The sequence below is a fragment of the Streptomyces sp. R-07 genome (assembly GCF_049913175.1).
Lineage (GTDB): Bacteria > Actinomycetota > Actinomycetes > Streptomycetales > Streptomycetaceae > Streptomyces.
Map to the genome: position 1 here is coordinate 2454596 of NZ_CP183978.1, position 15024 is coordinate 2469619.

General features: G+C 73.7%; 13 protein-coding genes. 7 read left to right on the forward strand and 6 right to left on the reverse strand.

All coding sequences use genetic code 11. The annotated features are described in order from the left end of the window. Positions 1–21: 21 nt before the first annotated feature. From dnaG to ACN9M0_RS11105, 4 genes are all read right to left on the reverse strand, one after another. A complete protein-coding gene (gene dnaG / locus ACN9M0_RS11090) occupies positions 22–1911 on the reverse strand; it encodes a DNA primase (RefSeq protein WP_366035889.1) in 1890 nt (629 codons plus the stop codon). A gap of 29 nt (positions 1912–1940) precedes the next feature. Continuing rightward, a complete protein-coding gene (locus ACN9M0_RS11095; protein WP_366035888.1) occupies positions 1941–3200 on the reverse strand; it encodes an NAD(P)/FAD-dependent oxidoreductase in 1260 nt (419 codons plus the stop codon). Positions 3201–3326: 126 nt separating this feature from the next. Beyond that, a complete protein-coding gene (locus ACN9M0_RS11100; protein ID WP_366035887.1) occupies positions 3327–4676 on the reverse strand; it encodes a deoxyguanosinetriphosphate triphosphohydrolase in 1350 nt (449 codons plus the stop codon). A gap of 35 nt (positions 4677–4711) precedes the next feature. After that, complete coding sequence (locus ACN9M0_RS11105; protein ID WP_399698346.1) at positions 4712–5581, reverse strand: sirohydrochlorin chelatase; 870 nt, start codon at positions 5579–5581, stop codon at positions 4712–4714. 216 nt (positions 5582–5797) lie between these two features. Between ACN9M0_RS11105 and ACN9M0_RS11110 the strand changes: the two genes are divergently transcribed. After that, complete coding sequence (locus tag ACN9M0_RS11110; protein WP_426403530.1) at positions 5798–6631, forward strand: class II glutamine amidotransferase; 834 nt, start codon at positions 5798–5800, stop codon at positions 6629–6631. Positions 6632–6638: 7 nt separating this feature from the next. Here ACN9M0_RS11110 and ACN9M0_RS11115 read toward each other — a convergent pair whose 3' ends face one another. Further along, a complete protein-coding gene (locus ACN9M0_RS11115) occupies positions 6639–7340 on the reverse strand; it encodes a hypothetical protein (RefSeq protein WP_399698343.1) in 702 nt (233 codons plus the stop codon). Positions 7341–7415: 75 nt separating this feature from the next. On the opposite strand from ACN9M0_RS11115, the gene ACN9M0_RS11120 reads away from it, so the two are divergent. The 3 genes from ACN9M0_RS11120 (at position 7416) to ACN9M0_RS11130 (ending at position 11066) form a co-directional block, all read left to right on the forward strand. Further along, a complete protein-coding gene (locus tag ACN9M0_RS11120) occupies positions 7416–8138 on the forward strand; it encodes an aquaporin (RefSeq protein ID WP_366035883.1) in 723 nt (240 codons plus the stop codon). Positions 8139–8176: 38 nt separating this feature from the next. Then, positions 8177–8860, forward strand: a complete 684-nt coding sequence (locus tag ACN9M0_RS11125) for a SanA/YdcF family protein (protein WP_366035882.1) — start codon at positions 8177–8179, stop codon at positions 8858–8860. Positions 8861–8960: 100 nt separating this feature from the next. Continuing rightward, positions 8961–11066 carry a molybdopterin oxidoreductase family protein gene (locus ACN9M0_RS11130; RefSeq protein ID WP_366035881.1) on the forward strand — a complete coding sequence of 702 codons (2106 nt, stop codon included), beginning with the start codon at positions 8961–8963 and terminating at the stop codon, positions 11064–11066. Here the strand turns inward: ACN9M0_RS11130 and cutA are convergent. Continuing rightward, positions 11053–11772 (reverse strand): divalent cation tolerance protein CutA, encoded by a 720-nt coding sequence (gene cutA / locus ACN9M0_RS11135; RefSeq protein WP_366035880.1) that lies wholly within the window; start codon positions 11770–11772, stop codon positions 11053–11055. The genes ACN9M0_RS11130 and cutA overlap by 14 nt on opposite strands. A 244-nt stretch (positions 11773–12016) precedes the next feature. Here cutA and ACN9M0_RS11140 point away from each other — a divergent pair, with 244 nt between their 5' ends. The 3 genes from ACN9M0_RS11140 to ACN9M0_RS11150 are packed head-to-tail and all read left to right on the forward strand — an operon-like array spanning position 12017 to position 14921. Continuing rightward, positions 12017–12778, forward strand: a complete 762-nt coding sequence (locus tag ACN9M0_RS11140) for an aminotransferase class IV (protein WP_426403531.1) — start codon at positions 12017–12019, stop codon at positions 12776–12778. Between the two features lie 29 nt (positions 12779–12807). Then, positions 12808–14514, forward strand: a complete 1707-nt coding sequence (locus ACN9M0_RS11145) for a right-handed parallel beta-helix repeat-containing protein (RefSeq protein ID WP_366035878.1) — start codon at positions 12808–12810, stop codon at positions 14512–14514. Next, positions 14511–14921: a hypothetical protein gene (locus tag ACN9M0_RS11150; protein ID WP_366035877.1), complete on the forward strand. Its 411-nt coding sequence runs from the start codon at positions 14511–14513 to the stop codon at positions 14919–14921. Before ACN9M0_RS11145 ends, ACN9M0_RS11150 begins: the two co-directional genes overlap by 4 nt. Positions 14922–15024: the final 103 nt, after the last annotated feature.

Here is a 15024-nt window from a genome sequence, read left to right on the forward strand (position 1 = left end):
CGGGACGTGACTGAACGTGCGTCAGAGAGCCGCGGCGCCGTTGTTCCGGAGGGACTGCCCGTACTGGGTGAGGACCCACAGTTCGTTCTGCACGGCGGCGAGCCGCTCGGGGTCGCCGTTCGCGCCGAGCCGGGCCAGGGTGCCCTGGACGTCGCGGATGCGCCGGTCGACGGCGCGGAGGCGGACGGTGACGAGCTGGTCGCCGGCGTACGCCTCGTCGACGGTCTTGGCGAAGATCGTCTCGACGGCGAGTTCGGTGACGAGGGCGCGGACCGAGTCGTTGGGGGCGGCCTCGCGGACGGCGTCGAGGTAGTCGGAGGGGGCGCCGGTGGCGCCGCCCGCGTCCTGGACGCACTGGCGGACGGCCGCGTAGGGCGCGGCGGTGAACTCGTCGGCCCCGTACGCGTCGAAGGCCGGGGAGACCAGTTCGGGCCGCTGGAGGGCGAGCTTGAGGAGCTCCCGCTCGGTGCGGTGGGCGGGGCTGCGCAGGTTGAGGGCGGGGCCCGGGGCTGCGGCGGCCGGGGCCGGGGTGTCGTACGTCCGCTGGGGCTGCTGGCGCTCCGGTCCCCTACTGCCGCCCTGCCGCTGCCAGCGGGCGATCTGGGCGACCCGCCGGACCACGAACTGCGTGTCGAGGATGCCGAGCATGCCGGCGAGCTGGACGGCGACCTCGTGCTGCGAGGCGACGTTCTTGATCTTCGCGACGATCGGCGCGGCCTCGTCGAGGGCGGCGGCGCGGCCCGCCGGGGTCTCCAGGTCGTACCGCTTCACGATCTGGCGGAGGGCGAACTCGAAGAGCGGGGTGCGGGGCTGGACGAGTTCGGCGACGGCCTCGTCGCCCTTGGCGAGGCGGAGTTCGCAGGGGTCCATGCCCTCGGGGGCGATGGCGATGTACGTCTCGGCGGCGAACTTCTGGTCGTCCTCGAAGGCGCGCAGGGCGGCCTTCTGGCCTGCGGCGTCGCCGTCGAAGGTGAAGATGACGCGGGCCGAGCCGTTGTCCATGAGGAGCCGGCGGAGGATCTTGATGTGGTCGCCGCCGAAGGCGGTGCCGCAGGTGGCGATGGCGGTGGTGACGCCGGCGAGGTGGCAGGCCATGACGTCGGTGTAGCCCTCGACGACGACGGCCCGGCTGACCTTGGCGATGTCCTTCTTGGCCAGGTCGACGCCGTAGAGCACCTGGGACTTCTTGTAGATCGGCGTCTCGGGCGTGTTGAGGTACTTGGGGCCGTTGTCGTCGTCGCGGAGCTTGCGCGCGCCGAAGCCGACGATCTCGCCGCCGACGTCCTTGATCGGCCACATGAGGCGGCCGCGGAAGCGGTCGATGGGGCCGCGGCGGCCGTCCTGGGAGAGGCCGGAGAGGATCAGCTCCTTGTCGGAGAAGCCCTTGCCGCGCAGGAAGCGGGTGAGATGGTCCCAGCCGGCCGGGGAGTAGCCCACGCCGAAGTGCTCGGCGGCGGCCTGGTCGAAGCCGCGCTCGGCGAGGAACTTCCGGCCGATCTCGGCCTCGGGCGAGCCGAGTTGGTCGGCGTAGAACTGGGCGGCGACCTTGTGCGCCTCGACCAGGCGGATGCGTTCGCCGCGCTGGTGGCCGGGGTTGTAGCCGCCTTCCTCGTACCGCAGGGTGATGCCCGCCTTCGCGGCGAGGCGCTCGACCGTCTCCGAGAAGGAGAGGTGGTCGATCTTCATCACGAAGGCGATGGTGTCGCCGCCTTCCTGGCAGCCGAAGCAGTGGAAGAGTCCCTTGCTGGGGCTGACCTGGAAGGAGGGCGACTTCTCGTCGTGGAAGGGGCAGAGGCCCTTGAGGTTTCCGCCGCCCGCGTTGCGCAGCTGGAGGTACTCGGACACGACGGCGTCGATCGGGACCGCGTCCCGTACCGCCTTCACGTCGTCATCGTTGATCCTGCCTGCCACGCATGAAGTCTACGGGTGAGCGGACCCGATCAGATCAGGCTCTCCAGGGGTACGGAGGGGTCGGCAAGGGCGTCCGGGTCCACGGCCGTACGGGCGCGGATGAGGTTCTGGATCGGGTCTGTGACGTCCCACACATTCACGTTCATCCCGGCGAGGACCCGGCCCTCCTTGAGCCAGAAGGCGATGAACTCGCGCTTGCCGGTGTCGCCGCGGACCACGACCTGGTCGTACGTGCCGGGCGGCGCCCAGCCCGAGTACTCCATGCCCAGGTCGTACTGGTCGGAGAAGAAGTAGGGCACCCGGTCGTAGGAGACGCGCCGGCCGAGCATGGCGCGGGCGGCGGCCGGGCCGCCGTTGAGGGCGTTGGCCCAGTGCTCGACGCGGAGCCGGGTGTGCAGCAGCGGGTGGTGGGCGGCGGCCACGTCACCGGCGGCGAAGACGTCGGGGTCGGAGGTGCGCAGGGACTCGTCGACGGCGATGCCGCCGCCGTCGGCCCGGTCGACGAGGGCGAGCCCGGAGTTCTCGGCGAGGGCGGTACGGGGGGCGGCGCCGATCGCGGCGAGGACGGCGTGCGCCGGGTGCTCCTCGCCGTCGTCGGTGCGGACGGCGAGGACCATGCCGTCCTGGCCGACGATCTCGGTGAGCCGGGCGCCGAAGTGGAAGCGGACGCCGTGGTCGCTGTGCAGGTCGGCGAAGAGCTGGCCGAGCTCGGGGCCGAGGACCCGGTGCAGCGGGGTGGGGTCGGCCTCGACGACGGTGACCTCGGCGCCGTAGCCGCGGGCCGCGGCGGCCACCTCCAGGCCGATCCAGCCGCCGCCGGCGATCACCAGGTGGCCGTTGTCCCGGCCGAGGCCGGCGAGGACCTGGCGGAGCCGGTCGGCGTGGGCGAGGCGGCGCAGGTGGTGGACGCCGGCGAGCTCGGTGCCGGGGACGTCGAGGCGGCGCGGCTCGGCGCCGGTGGCGAGGAGCAGCTTGTCGTAGCGGATGACGGTGCCGTCGCCGAGGCGGACGGTGCGGGCCTCGCGGTCGACGGCGGTGACGGACTGGCCGAGGTGGAGCTCGACGTCGTTCGCCGCGTACCAGGCGGCCTCGTGGACGAAGACGCTGTCGCGTTCCTTGGCGCCGGTGAGGTAGCCCTTGGAGAGCGGTGGGCGCTCGTACGGGTGGTCGCGTTCGTCGCCGATGAGGATCACCCGGCCGTTGAACCCCTCGGCGCGCAGGGTCTCCGCCGCTTTGGCCCCTGCCAGGCCTCCGCCGACGATGACAAAGGTCTGATCTGCGTCGACCACGTCGATTCCTCCTCGTTGCGACCGGTTCCAACCTACGCCCCCGGGCGTTCGTCCCGTCGTACCTCTCCGGGCCGTGCCTGCGAGGGTCCCGTACCGAGGGAGGTGACGGAAGAGGGCCGCCCGCGCTCAGCGGGGGGTGCGGAGGCGGGCGTGGAGGGCGCGGGCGGAGGCGTCGGTGAGGTTGGCGATCTGGTCGACGATGACGCGTTTGCGGGCCCGGTCGTCGCGGGCCGTGTCGAACGCGGCCCTGAACTGCGGTTCGAGTCCGTCGGGGGCGCGGGCGACGAGCGCCTCGGCGAGCTCGGCGACGACGACGCGCTGATCGGCCCGGAGCGCCTCCTGCTGGGGGCGCTGCATCACGTACCGGTCGGCGACGGCCTTGAGGACCGCGCACTCGTTGCGGGTGGCGCGCGGGACGACGAGCTCGGCGGAGTAGCGGGTGAGGCGGCCGGAACCTCCCCCAGAGCCTGAACGGCCTGGGCGGTGCCCCCAGGTCTCCCGCGTGGCGCCCTCGGCTGCGAGGCAGAAGCGGCCGATGAGCTGGCTGGTGGCGTCCTTGAGGCGGGCCTGCGCGACGGCCGAGCCGTCGTAGCCGTGCGGCCACCACTCCTGGTCGACGAGCCGGTCGAGGGCCTCGGCGAGCTCCTGCGGGTCGGTGTCCTCCGGTACGTAACGGCCGATGGCGACCGTCCAGATGTCGGCGCGCTCGGGCTCGGCGAAGAGCATGTTGGGGTCGATGTGCCCCGCGTGCAGGCCGTCCTCGAAGTCGTGGACCGAGTAGGCCACGTCGTCGGACCAGTCCATGACCTGCGCCTCGAAGCACTTGCGGTGGGCGGGGGCGCCGGCGCGGATCCACTCGAAGACCGGCAGGTCGTCCTCGTACACACCGAACTTCGGCGAGCCGGGGTCCTCGGGGTGGCCGCCCCGCGCCCACGGGTACTTGGTGGCGGCGTCGAGGGCGGCGCGGGTCAGGTTGAGCCCGACGCTGACGAGGTCCCCCTCGGCGTCCTTGACGAAGCGCTTGGGCTCGATGCGGGTGAGGAGCCGGAGCGACTGCGCGTTCCCCTCGAAGCCGCCGCAGTCCTTCGCGACGTCGTTGAGCGCCTGCTCGCCGTTGTGCCCGAAGGGCGGGTGGCCCATGTCGTGCGAGAGGCAGGCGGCCTCGACGAGATCGGGATCGCAGCCGAGGGCGGCGCCCAGCTCCCGCCCGACCTGGGCGCACTCCAGGGAGTGCGTGAGCCGGGTGCGGGGGCTGGCGTCCCAGGCGTGGCTGCGGGTGCCGGGGGTCACGACCTGCGTCTTGCCCGCGAGCCTGCGGAGCGCGGCGGAGTGCAGCACGCGGGCGCGGTCCCGCTGGAAGGCGGTGCGCCCGGGCCGCTTGTCGGGCTCGGTGGCCCACCGCTCGGTCGCGGTCTCGTCGTAGCCGGGGGTGTCGGTGATGTCCGTGCTGTCCTTGGTGTCCTCGTTGCCTTCCATGTCTCGAAGGTAGCCGGAGGGACCGACAGAAGAGCTCAGACGGCGGCGAGTTCCCGCACGCGGGCCTTCTCGTAACGGTGCAGGACCAGGCGGGCCAGCGCCGGGTGGGCGCCGAGCGGGTCCGAGGCGATCCAGGGCGCGTGGGCGGCGGCGCGGGTCGCGAAGAGGCCGGGGGCGGTGAAGCAGGAGGCGACGGCGACCCGGTGCCGGCCCCGGGCGGCGAGCGCGCGTATCGCGTCGGGGACGGTGGGGGTGGCGGCTGAGGCGTACGCGGGGACGACGGGGACGCCGCCGAGACGCTCCCCGAGGAGGGCGGCGATCCGGCGGATCTCGGCGCCGGACCGGGGGTCGCGGGAACCGGCGGAGGCGAGGACGACGCCGGTGGCGCGGGAGGCCCCGTCTTCGGCCGTCCAGCCCGCCTCGACGAGCCGGCCCACGAGCGCCTCGACGAGCAGCGGGTGCGCGCCGAGCGGCTCGGCGACCCGCGCCCGGAGCGCGGGTGCGGCGGCGACGGCGGCGGGCAGGTCGTGGGTGACGTGGTGGCCGGGGGCGAAGAGGAGGGGGACGAGGACGGCGTCCCGGCCTTCGGCGGCGAGTCCGGCGAGGGTGGCGTCGAGCAGCGGGGCGTTCAGCTCGATGTGGGCGAGGCGGACGTCGAGTCCGGGGCGCAGCTCCCGGACCCGGTCGAGGAGGCGGGTGAGGGTGGCGCGGGCGCGGGGGTCGCGGCTGCCGTGGCCGACGGCGACGAGGGTGGGGGCGTTCATGGGCGGGTGTGCCTCCTCGTCGTGCTTCCGCGGCCGGCGGCGGCCGTACGGGCGCACGTGGCCGAGCTGGGTCCCGAGCTGCTCGCTGATCCTCCCGAGCAGCTCGGCGGCGCTGTCGAACGTGCTGTCCGGCTCCGTCATGGACCGATCCTGGCGGGGGCTCGTTGCCTGGCCGTTTCGGGCGGGTGACGGGTCTTTGCCGTGACCTCACGCGTCCCGGGCGCCGTCTGCCAGCCCGCCGGTCCGGGTCCCGCCCGCGCCGGTGTGGCACCGGGTGGGGAGGGCGCCGAGAATGGGAGGGCCGGACGGTGGGCACGACGGCGCCCGCGGATCCGGCAGGGACCCAGGTGATCGCGCATGTGCCGATGGCTCGCGTACCGGGGAACGCCGGTGCTGCTCGACACCATCCTGTACAGACCGGCCCACTCCCTGATCGACCAGAGCCTGCACTCCCGGCTGGGCGTGGAGACCACCAACGGTGACGGGTTCGGCGTCGGCTGGTACTCGGCGCACGACGAGACCCCGGCGCTGCTGAGGGACGTCGGGCCCGCCTGGAACAACCGCAATCTGCGGGAGCTGGCGGACCACGTCCGGTCCTCGCTGTTCTTCGCCCACATCCGGGCGTCGACCGGGACGGCCGTGCAGCAGTCGAACTGCCACCCGTTCCGGCACGGCCGCTGGATGTTCATGCACAACGGCGCCATCGCCGGGTTCCCCCTGATGCGCCGTGACCTCACCCTGCTCGTCGACCCCGGGCTCTACGCCGACATCGAGGGCACGACGGACTCCGAGGTGATGTTCTATCTGGCGCTCACCTTCGGCCTCGACCGGGACCCGCCCGCCGCCGTCGCCGCGATGGCGGGTGTCGTGGAACGGGTCGGCCATGAGCACGGGGTGGAGTTCCCCCTCCAGATGACGCTCGCCCTCACCGACGGCGAGCGCGTCTGGGCCTTCCGCTACTCCAGCGCGCACTCCTCCCGCTCGCTGTTCTACAGCAGCCGGGTGGAGGCCCTGCGCAGGCTCCACCCCGACCTCGCCTTCCTGCGGGACGTGTCCGAGGAGACCCGCCTCGTCGTGTCCGAGCCCCTCGGCGACCTGCCCGGTGCCTGGAACGAGGTGCCGGAGAACAGCTACGGCGTCGTCCAGCCCGGCGCCGACGAACTGCACCGCTTCACCCCCACGGCGGCGTGACGCGCTCCTACGCGCCCAGCCAGACACGGAGAGGGCCCAGTTCCCCGAAGCCCGCCTCGTGCGCCGGCGGCAGGTCGTCGCCCGACTCGTAGCCGACGACCGGGCGGTCCACCGGGGCCGAGGCGAGGACGCCCGCCCATGCGGCGGACGGGTCCGTGCCCGCCGTGGCGAACAGGTTCGACACGCCCGTGACGCGGGCGCTCGCGGTGAGGACCCCACCTCCGAGGATCCGGCCGTCGTCGGCGTAGCCCGCGACGATCGTCGTCGCCGGGTCGGCGAGGAGCTCCGGGCGGAACAGCGCCGCGTCCTCGGCATCGTCGCCGCTCCAGGCCAGGGCCCAGGCCGCGAGTTCCTCCGGGGCCAGGACCGGGCGCCAGTCGCCGGGGGCGGCGGGGGCCGGGACACCGGCGGGGCGGGCGATCCACCGCGCCTCGAAGAGGAGCCGGAAACCCTCGGCGGCCAGGTCCACGCGCGCGTGGCTGTCCTTGACCGAGGCCCCGGGGGTCGTGCGGTCGATGCCGGCCAGGACGTCCTCGGCGGTCGCGTCCTCCGTCAGCGTCACCGCGTCCGGGTAGTAGAGCGGGGTGCGGGCGGCGCTGGTCCAGGCGCGGGGGGCGAAGGTTCCGGTGAGTCCGTGGGCGCGGCACATGGCCTGGCACCACTCGGCGTTGTTGCGGACCGCGTCCCCGAGGACGTCGTCGATGATCATGAGCGGATCGTACGGTCCGGACGTACCTCCCCTCCCCTCTTTTCTCCTTCCGAATCACGGAATATCTTTTCCGATATGAGAATGTCCCCGCCCGCGCTCCCCCGGCGCGCCGCAGCCGAGTTCATCGGCACCGCCGCCCTCGTCGCCGTCGTCGTCGGCTCCGGCATCCGCGCCGACTCCCTGAGCCAGGACATCGGCGTCCGGCTGCTCGCCAACGCCGCGGCCTCCGCCCTCGGCCTCGGGCTGCTCATCGCCCTCATAGGCCCGCTCTCCGGCGCCCACTTCAACCCCGTCGTGACGCTCTCCGAGTGGTGGTCCCGGCGCCACGAGAGCAGGGGGCGTGAGGTCCTGGTCTACATCGCCGCCCAGCTCGCCGGGGCCGTCGCGGGCGCCCTGCTCGCCGAGGCCATGTTCGGGCGGGCGCCCGGCGCCTGGGCCACCGAGTCGCGCTCGGCGCTCCACCTCCTCCTCGGGGAGGCCGTCGCCACCGCCGGGCTCGTTCTCGTCGTGCAGGGCCTGCGGCACATCGGCCGTCCCGGCCTCGCCCCGGTCGCCGTGGCCGGATACATCGGGGCGGCGATCTGGTTCACCTCCTCCGGGTCCTTCGCCAACCCGGCCGCCACCGTCGGGCGCGCCTTCTCCGACTCCTTCACCGGCATCGCCCCCGCTTCCGTGCCCGCCTTCGCCGCCGCGCAGCTGCTCGGCATGCTCCTCGGGATGGGCCTCGCGGGTGTGTTGTACGGAACACACGGGGCGCCCGGTGAACCGAACGCCGCCGACGCGCGTCGGACCGGGTGACAGACCGACACCGATCCACGCCCCACGGAGGTTCCCGCATGCCGGCACGGCTCACCCGGTTGATCCCCCGCACCACCCGGGCCCGCCGCCGTACCGTCCAGGCCGTGATGCTGGGCGCCGTCCTCGCGCTCGCCCCGGCCACCTGGATGCAGACCGCCGCCGCCGGGAAGCTCCGTACCACCGCCGACGTGCCCGCCCGGGACGTCGCCGTCGTCTTCGGCGCCGGCCTGTGGAACGGCCACCCCACCCCGTACCTCGCGCACCGGCTCGACACCGCCGCCGAGCTGTACCGCACGGGCAAGGTCCGGGTCCTCCTCGTCACCGGCGACAACAGCCGGACCTCGTACGACGAGCCGAGCGCCATGCGCGCCTACCTCACCGCGCGCGGGGTGCCGGTCGGCCGGATCGTCAGCGACTACGCGGGCTTCGACACCTGGGACTCCTGCGTCCGCGCCCGGAAGGTCTTCGGCGTCGAGCGGGCCGTCCTGGTCACCCAGGACTTCCACATCAAGCGGGCCGTCGCCCTGTGCGACCGCGCCGGCGTCGACGCGTACGGGGTCGGGGTCGCCGAACCCCACGACCGCACCTGGTACTACGGCACCACCCGGGAGCTCTTCGCGGCGGGCAAGGCCGCCCTCGACGCCGGCCTGCGCCCGGAGCCCCACTTCCTCGGCCCGAAGGAGAAGGGCGTCACGGAGGCGCTGGCGTCACCTCGGAAGTAGCCACGCCTCACCCGACGCCGCCCGCCCAGCGGAGCGCACCGCACCGCGCCCGTAATACGCCGCGCCGCCCCGCGTAACACGCCGGACGCATGCTGGCCGCATGTCCGACGCCGCCACCGTGCCCACCCACTGCCCCTACTGCGCCCTGCAGTGCGGCATGTCGCTCCGCCCCACCGGCGCCCCGGAGCTGCCCGCCGAGGTGGTCGAGCGGACCGACTTCCCCGTCAACCGGGGCGCGCTGTGCGGCAAGGGCCGCACCGCACCCTCCGTACTCTCCTCCCGGGTGCGGCTCACCGAGCCCCTGGTCCGATGCCCTGACACGGGGGCCCTGGAGCCCGCGTCCTGGGAGGAGGCACTCGCCGCCGTCGCCGACGGTCTTCGCCGGACCCGCGCCGACCACGGCCCCGATGCCGTGGGGGTCTTCGGCGGCGGCGGACTCACCAACGAGAAGGCGTACACGCTGGGCAAGTTCGCCCGGCTCGTCCTCGCCACCTCGCAGATCGACTACAACGGCCGCTTCTGCATGTCCTCGGCCGCCGCCGCGCACCAGCGGGCCTTCGGCCTCGACCGGGGACTCCCCTTCCCCCTGGAGGACATCCCGAAGACGGGCTGTGTGATCCTCGTCGGCTCCAACCTCGCCGAGACCATGCCGCCCGCCCTCCGCTACCTCACCGAGCTGAAGGCGAACGGCGGGAAGCTGATCGTCGTCGACCCGCGCCGCACCCGCACCGCCGAGCAGGCCGACCTGCATCTCGCGCCGCGCCCCGGCACCGACCTCGCGCTCGCCCTCGGCATGCTGCACCTGGTGGTGGCCGAGGGACGGGTGGACGAGGAGTTCGTCGAGGAGCGCACCGACGGCTGGGCGGCGGCCCGCGCCGGGGCCATGTCCCACTGGCCCGAGCAGGTCGAGCGGATCACCGGCGTGTCCGTACCGCAGCTCCGGGAGGCCGTCGCGATGTTCTGCGACGCCGACAACGCCATGGTGCTGACCGCGCGCGGCCCCGAGCAGCAGTCCAAGGGCACCGACACCGTCGGCGCCTGGATCAACCTCTGCCTGGCCACCGGGCGGGCCGGCCGGCCGCTGAGCGGCTACGGCTGCCTCACCGGCCAGGGCAACGGCCAGGGCGGCCGGGAGCACGGCCAGAAGGCCGACCAGCTGCCGGGCTACCGCAAGCTCGACGACCCGGCCGCCCGCGCGCACGTCGCCGGGGTGTGGGGCGTCGCGCCGGAGTCGCTGCCGGGGCCCGGGCGGAGCGCGTACGAGCTGCTCGACGCGCTCGGCGGCGAGGTGAAGGCGCTGCTCCTGATGGGCTCGAACCCGGTGGTCTCCGCGCCGCGCGCCGCGCACGTCGAGGGGCGGCTGCGGTCGCTGGACTTCCTCGCCGTCGCCGACGTGGTGCTCTCCGAGACCGCCGCACTGGCCGATGTCGTGCTGCCCGTGACGCAGTGGGCGGAGGAGACCGGCACCATGACCAATCTGGAGGGCAGGGTGCTGCTGCGCCGCCGCGCCCTCACCCCGCCCCCGGGGGTCCGCAGCGACCTGGAGGTGCTGCACGCGCTGGCCGGGCTGCTCGGCTGGGAGAAGGGCTTCCCGGCCGACCCGGAGGAGGTCTTCGAGGAGCTGCGCCGCGCCTCGGCGGGCGGGCCCGCGGACTACGCGGGCATCAGCTACCGGCGCGTCGAGGAGGAGCAGGGCGTGTTCTGGCCCTGCCCGGACGAGGAGCACGCGGGCACCCCGCGGCTCTTCCTGGACCGGTTCGCGACGGCGGACGGGCGGGCCCGTTTCGTGCCGGTGGTGCACCGGGCGGCGGCCGAGGAGACGGACGCCGAGTATCCGGTCGTCCTGACCACCGGCCGTGTCGTGTCCCAGTACCAGTCGGGTGCGCAGACCCGGCGGGTCGACGAGCTGAACGCGGCGGCGCCCGGCCCGTTCGTGGAGCTCCACCCCCGGCTCGCCGAGCGGCTCGGGGTCGCCGAGGGCGAGGAGCTCGCGGTGGTCTCCCGGCGCGGGCGGGCCGTCGCACCGGCGCGGATCACGACGTCGATCCGCCCGGACACGGTCTTCATGCCGTTCCACTGGTACGGCGAGGGGCGGGCGAACACGCTGGTGAACCCGGCGCTCGACCCGGTCTCGCGGATGCCGGAGTTCAAGGTGTGCGCGGTGCGTCTGGAGCGCGCCGAGAAGGCGGGGGCTACGGCCGGCTGAACCAGTCGCCGCTCTCGATGACCGCGCCGAGGGGCGCGTCCGGCGCCGCCAGGAACACCCAGGCGGACACCCGCGCCCCGTCCCGTACGCGCACGACGTCCATGGCCACCCGCTCGTACCCGACGGGCAGCTCAAGGCGGTCGAGCAGGCCGAACAGGTCGCTGTAGTCGCCGGGCGAGGGCGTCAGGAGCGTGCCGACGACCTTGCCCCCGTCCGCCGGGACGACGTACGGATAGCCGGGCCCGTCGTGCAGGACCGCCCCGTGCAGCACGGCGTCCGCCTCGGTGCCGATCCGGCCGCGGAGGAACCGGTCGTGGTTGTACCCGCCCGGGCGCAGCGTCCCGTACACGAAGAACGGCCGCTCGTCGTCCGCCGGGCCCGCGATCACCGTGGCCGCCGCGGTCTCCTGCTCGACCCAGCGGGCGTACTCCGCGCTGACCCGGGTCACCCGGGTGGCGAGGATCTCGGGCGTGTCGTAGTCGTGGGCGGCGAGGAGGTGCGCCTCCAGGGCCGGGTAGCGGGCCTCGGTGGTCTTGAACACCACCTGCCACTCCTCGGCCGTCTCCATCGCGCCCTGCCAGTGGTAGACGGAGGTGACGGGCCCCGAGATCTGCGCGCAGGCGGCGAGCCGGGCCTCGACGGCGCCGCGCGCCAGGGCGTCGGCCTTGGCACGCGCGTCGGTGGTGGTGCGGACGGTGACGATCACGTCTCCACCGTACGGTCGAACCGGGCCGCGTGCAGCCGGGCGTACACCCCGCCGGCGGCGAGGAGTTCCTCGTGGCCGCCCTGCTCGGCGATGGTGAACGACTGGATCTGCTGGACGTCGTCGGTGGTCCGGGTGATGAGGGAGGCGGCGCCGAAGCGACTTCCCCCGCCCGGTCGAGGTCAAGTGCCGTGCCCTTCAGGCCCGATCGAGGTCGAGCGCCGTCCGTGCGCCGTACGGTGAGGGCATGACGACACCTCCCGCGCACATCGAGATCGACGGAACCCCGGCGGCCGATCCGGAGCTCCTCGCCACCCTGATGAGCGGTTTCGGGCACTTCACGGCGATGCAGGTACGGGACGGGCGCGTGAAGGGCCTCGCCCTCCACCTCGACCGCCTCGACCGGTCCACCCGCGAGCTCTTCGACCGGGAGCTGGACGGCAAGCGGGTCCATGATCTGATCGCCGGGGCCCTCGCGACCGCCGGGCGGCGGGACGCCTCGGTCCGGGTGTACGTGTACCCGGGCGTCCGCACCGTGGTGACCGTCGCCGACCCGGCCCCGGAGGGCCCCGGCGCCCCGCAGCGCCTGACGACCGTCGACTACTGGCGGCCCGCGCCGCACATCAAGCACCTGGGCGGCTTCGGCCAGCACTACCACGGCGCGGCGGCCCGGCGGGCCGGCTACGACGAGGCGCTGCTGACCTCCCCGTACGGCGAGATCGCCGAGGGAGCGGTCACCAACATCGCTTTCTGGGACGGCACTTCGGTGGTCTGGCCGTCGGCGCCCTGCCTCGCCGGCATCACCATGGCCCTCCTGGAGCAGCGCCTGCCCTCGGTCCGGCGCCCGGTGACGCTGGCCGATCTGCCGGGCTACCGGGCCGCGTTCGTGACCAACTCCCGGACGATCGCGGCCGTGACGGCGATCGACGAGGTGGAATTCGCGGTGGACGAGGAGCTGATGGGGCGGGTGTACTCGGCGTACGACTCCGTGGAGTGGGACAGCCTCTAGGCCGAGTCGTACGGGGAGGGAGTAACGGGATGGTCGCGAGGTACGTCGTCTCGCCGCGTGGGGGCCGTCGGGCGCACCCCGACATCGGCTCGGCGCTCCACGCGGCGGCCGCACGGGGCCGGGCGGCCGTGATCGAGATCGCGCCCGGGCGGTACGAGGAGGCGCTCACCGTCCGGGGCGAAGTGCGGCTGGTCGCGGCCGAGGGCCCGGGCTCCGTCGTGGTCGGCCTGCCCCGGGGCGCGGTCCTGGACGCGTACGGACAGGTCCACGTCCAGGGTCTCACCCTGGTCGGCCGGGACGCCGACGTCGTCGGCTGCCACACGGGCACGCTGACCCTCGAACACACGGAGATCCGGGCGCCGGGCGCGGTCGCCGTGCACGCGCGTCCGCGCACCTCCGTCACCCTGCGCGAGAGCGTGGTCCTGCACGGCCGCACGGTCTTCACGGGCTCGGCCGGCCTGATCGAACGGTGCCGGTTCACCGACGCCGCCGACAACGCGATCGCGGTGATCGAAGGCGCCCGCGTGACCCTCCGGAGCAGCCGGATCGAAGGCAGCCGCATCCACGGCCTGCGAGTCAGCGGGGCGTGCGCCGAGGTCACCGGCTGCGAGGTGACCGGCACCGGGAACGCGGCCCTCGTGGCGGACACCCAGGCGGAGCTCACCGTGACGGAGTGCGCGATCAACGCCATCCACGCGGAGGGGATCATGTTCATCGAGCAGTCCCGGGGCTCCGTCGACCGCACGCGGGTCAGCGACGCCCTGCACGGGATCGTGACGAAGAGCGGCGCCGGTCCGGTGGTGCGCGGCAGCGTGTTCGCCGCGTGCCGCGACACCGGCATCAACGTCCAGGCCCAGGGCCTGGGCCGGTTCGAGGACTGCGAGGTCCTCGACGCGCGCAACGTCGCGGTGTTCTCGACGACGGGCGGGGCGCCCGAGGTGCGTGACTGCCGCGTCTCGGGAGGGAACGTCGGCATCGCCGTCACCGACGGGGGCAGGGGCCGCTTCACGCGTGTCCGGATCGAGGACCTGACGAACTCCGCGCTGCGGGTCCTGGACGGCGCCGCGGGCGTGTTCGAGGGCGTGCGGGTGGACCGGTGCCAGACCGGCCTGGACACCCGGGGCGACGGCGGCACCACGGCCGACCTCACCGACTCGACGTTCCGTGACTTCACCCTGCCCGCGGTGACCGCGGCCGGCCAGTCCAGGGTCACGCTCAGACACGTGACGGCAGAGCGTGGAACGGTCGGCTTCGGAGTGGCCGAGGACGCTCAGCTGTTCGTGTACGACTGCACCGTCAGCGCGGTGACCAGCGGCGGGGTAGGAGGGATCGGAAACGGAAGGCTCTTCGCCAGGAACCTCTCCGTCATCGGCTCCGAAGGAGTCGGGATCTCCGGCAAGGACTCCACGTACCTGGACGTCGCGCAGAGCGAGTTCACCGACTGCGCCGTCGCCGGGGCGGTCTTCGACGAGGGGACCAGCGGGCGCTTCGCGGACTGCTCCGTGAACGGCACACAGGGCAAGGCGGTCCTGCACAACGGCAGCGTCGAGCTCGTGTCCCTGCGCACGTCGCTGCCGGTCGTCCGCAAGACCCTCCGCACGGCCGACCGGACCCCGACGGTCATCAACCAGATCGGTCCGGTGATCCACGGGGACGTCCACGGTGGCCAGTTCGCCTGGAACAACGACCACGTCACGCAGCACCAGCAGAACGAAGGAGATGAGTCCTCCCGATGAGCGACCAGCAGAACACCCCGCGCAACGACGGGCCGGTCTTCCACGGCGGCCAGGTCTCGAACGCCCAGTTCGCCTGGAACAACGAGACCGTCACGCAGAACCAGCAGAGCAACGGCGTGGTCGCGCCGGGGTACGAGACGCTCGCCGAGCGGGTGAACGAACTCCTCCGGGAGCTCCCCCGGGCCGGCCTCGCCGAGCTGGACCGCGAGGACACCCAGCAGGCGGCCGAGGAGGTCCTGGCGGAGATCACCGGGCCCGAGCCCGTCGAGGCGGGCAGGGTGCGCCGCGCGCTCGCCGCCCTGCGGGGCGCCCTCGCCCCGGTCGCGACGGGGGTCGCGGCCGGGACGGCGGCGGGGGCGCAGGAGTGGGCCGTGGCGGCGATCGGCGGGCTGACCGGGATCGGATAGCGCCGGCCCCGGCACCTCCGGCGCTCACCCGTTCGGCACGGGCCGTCAGCTGACGCCTCGTAAACCGTCCTGACCTGCACAGACGTCCGAAATCCAGGCGACA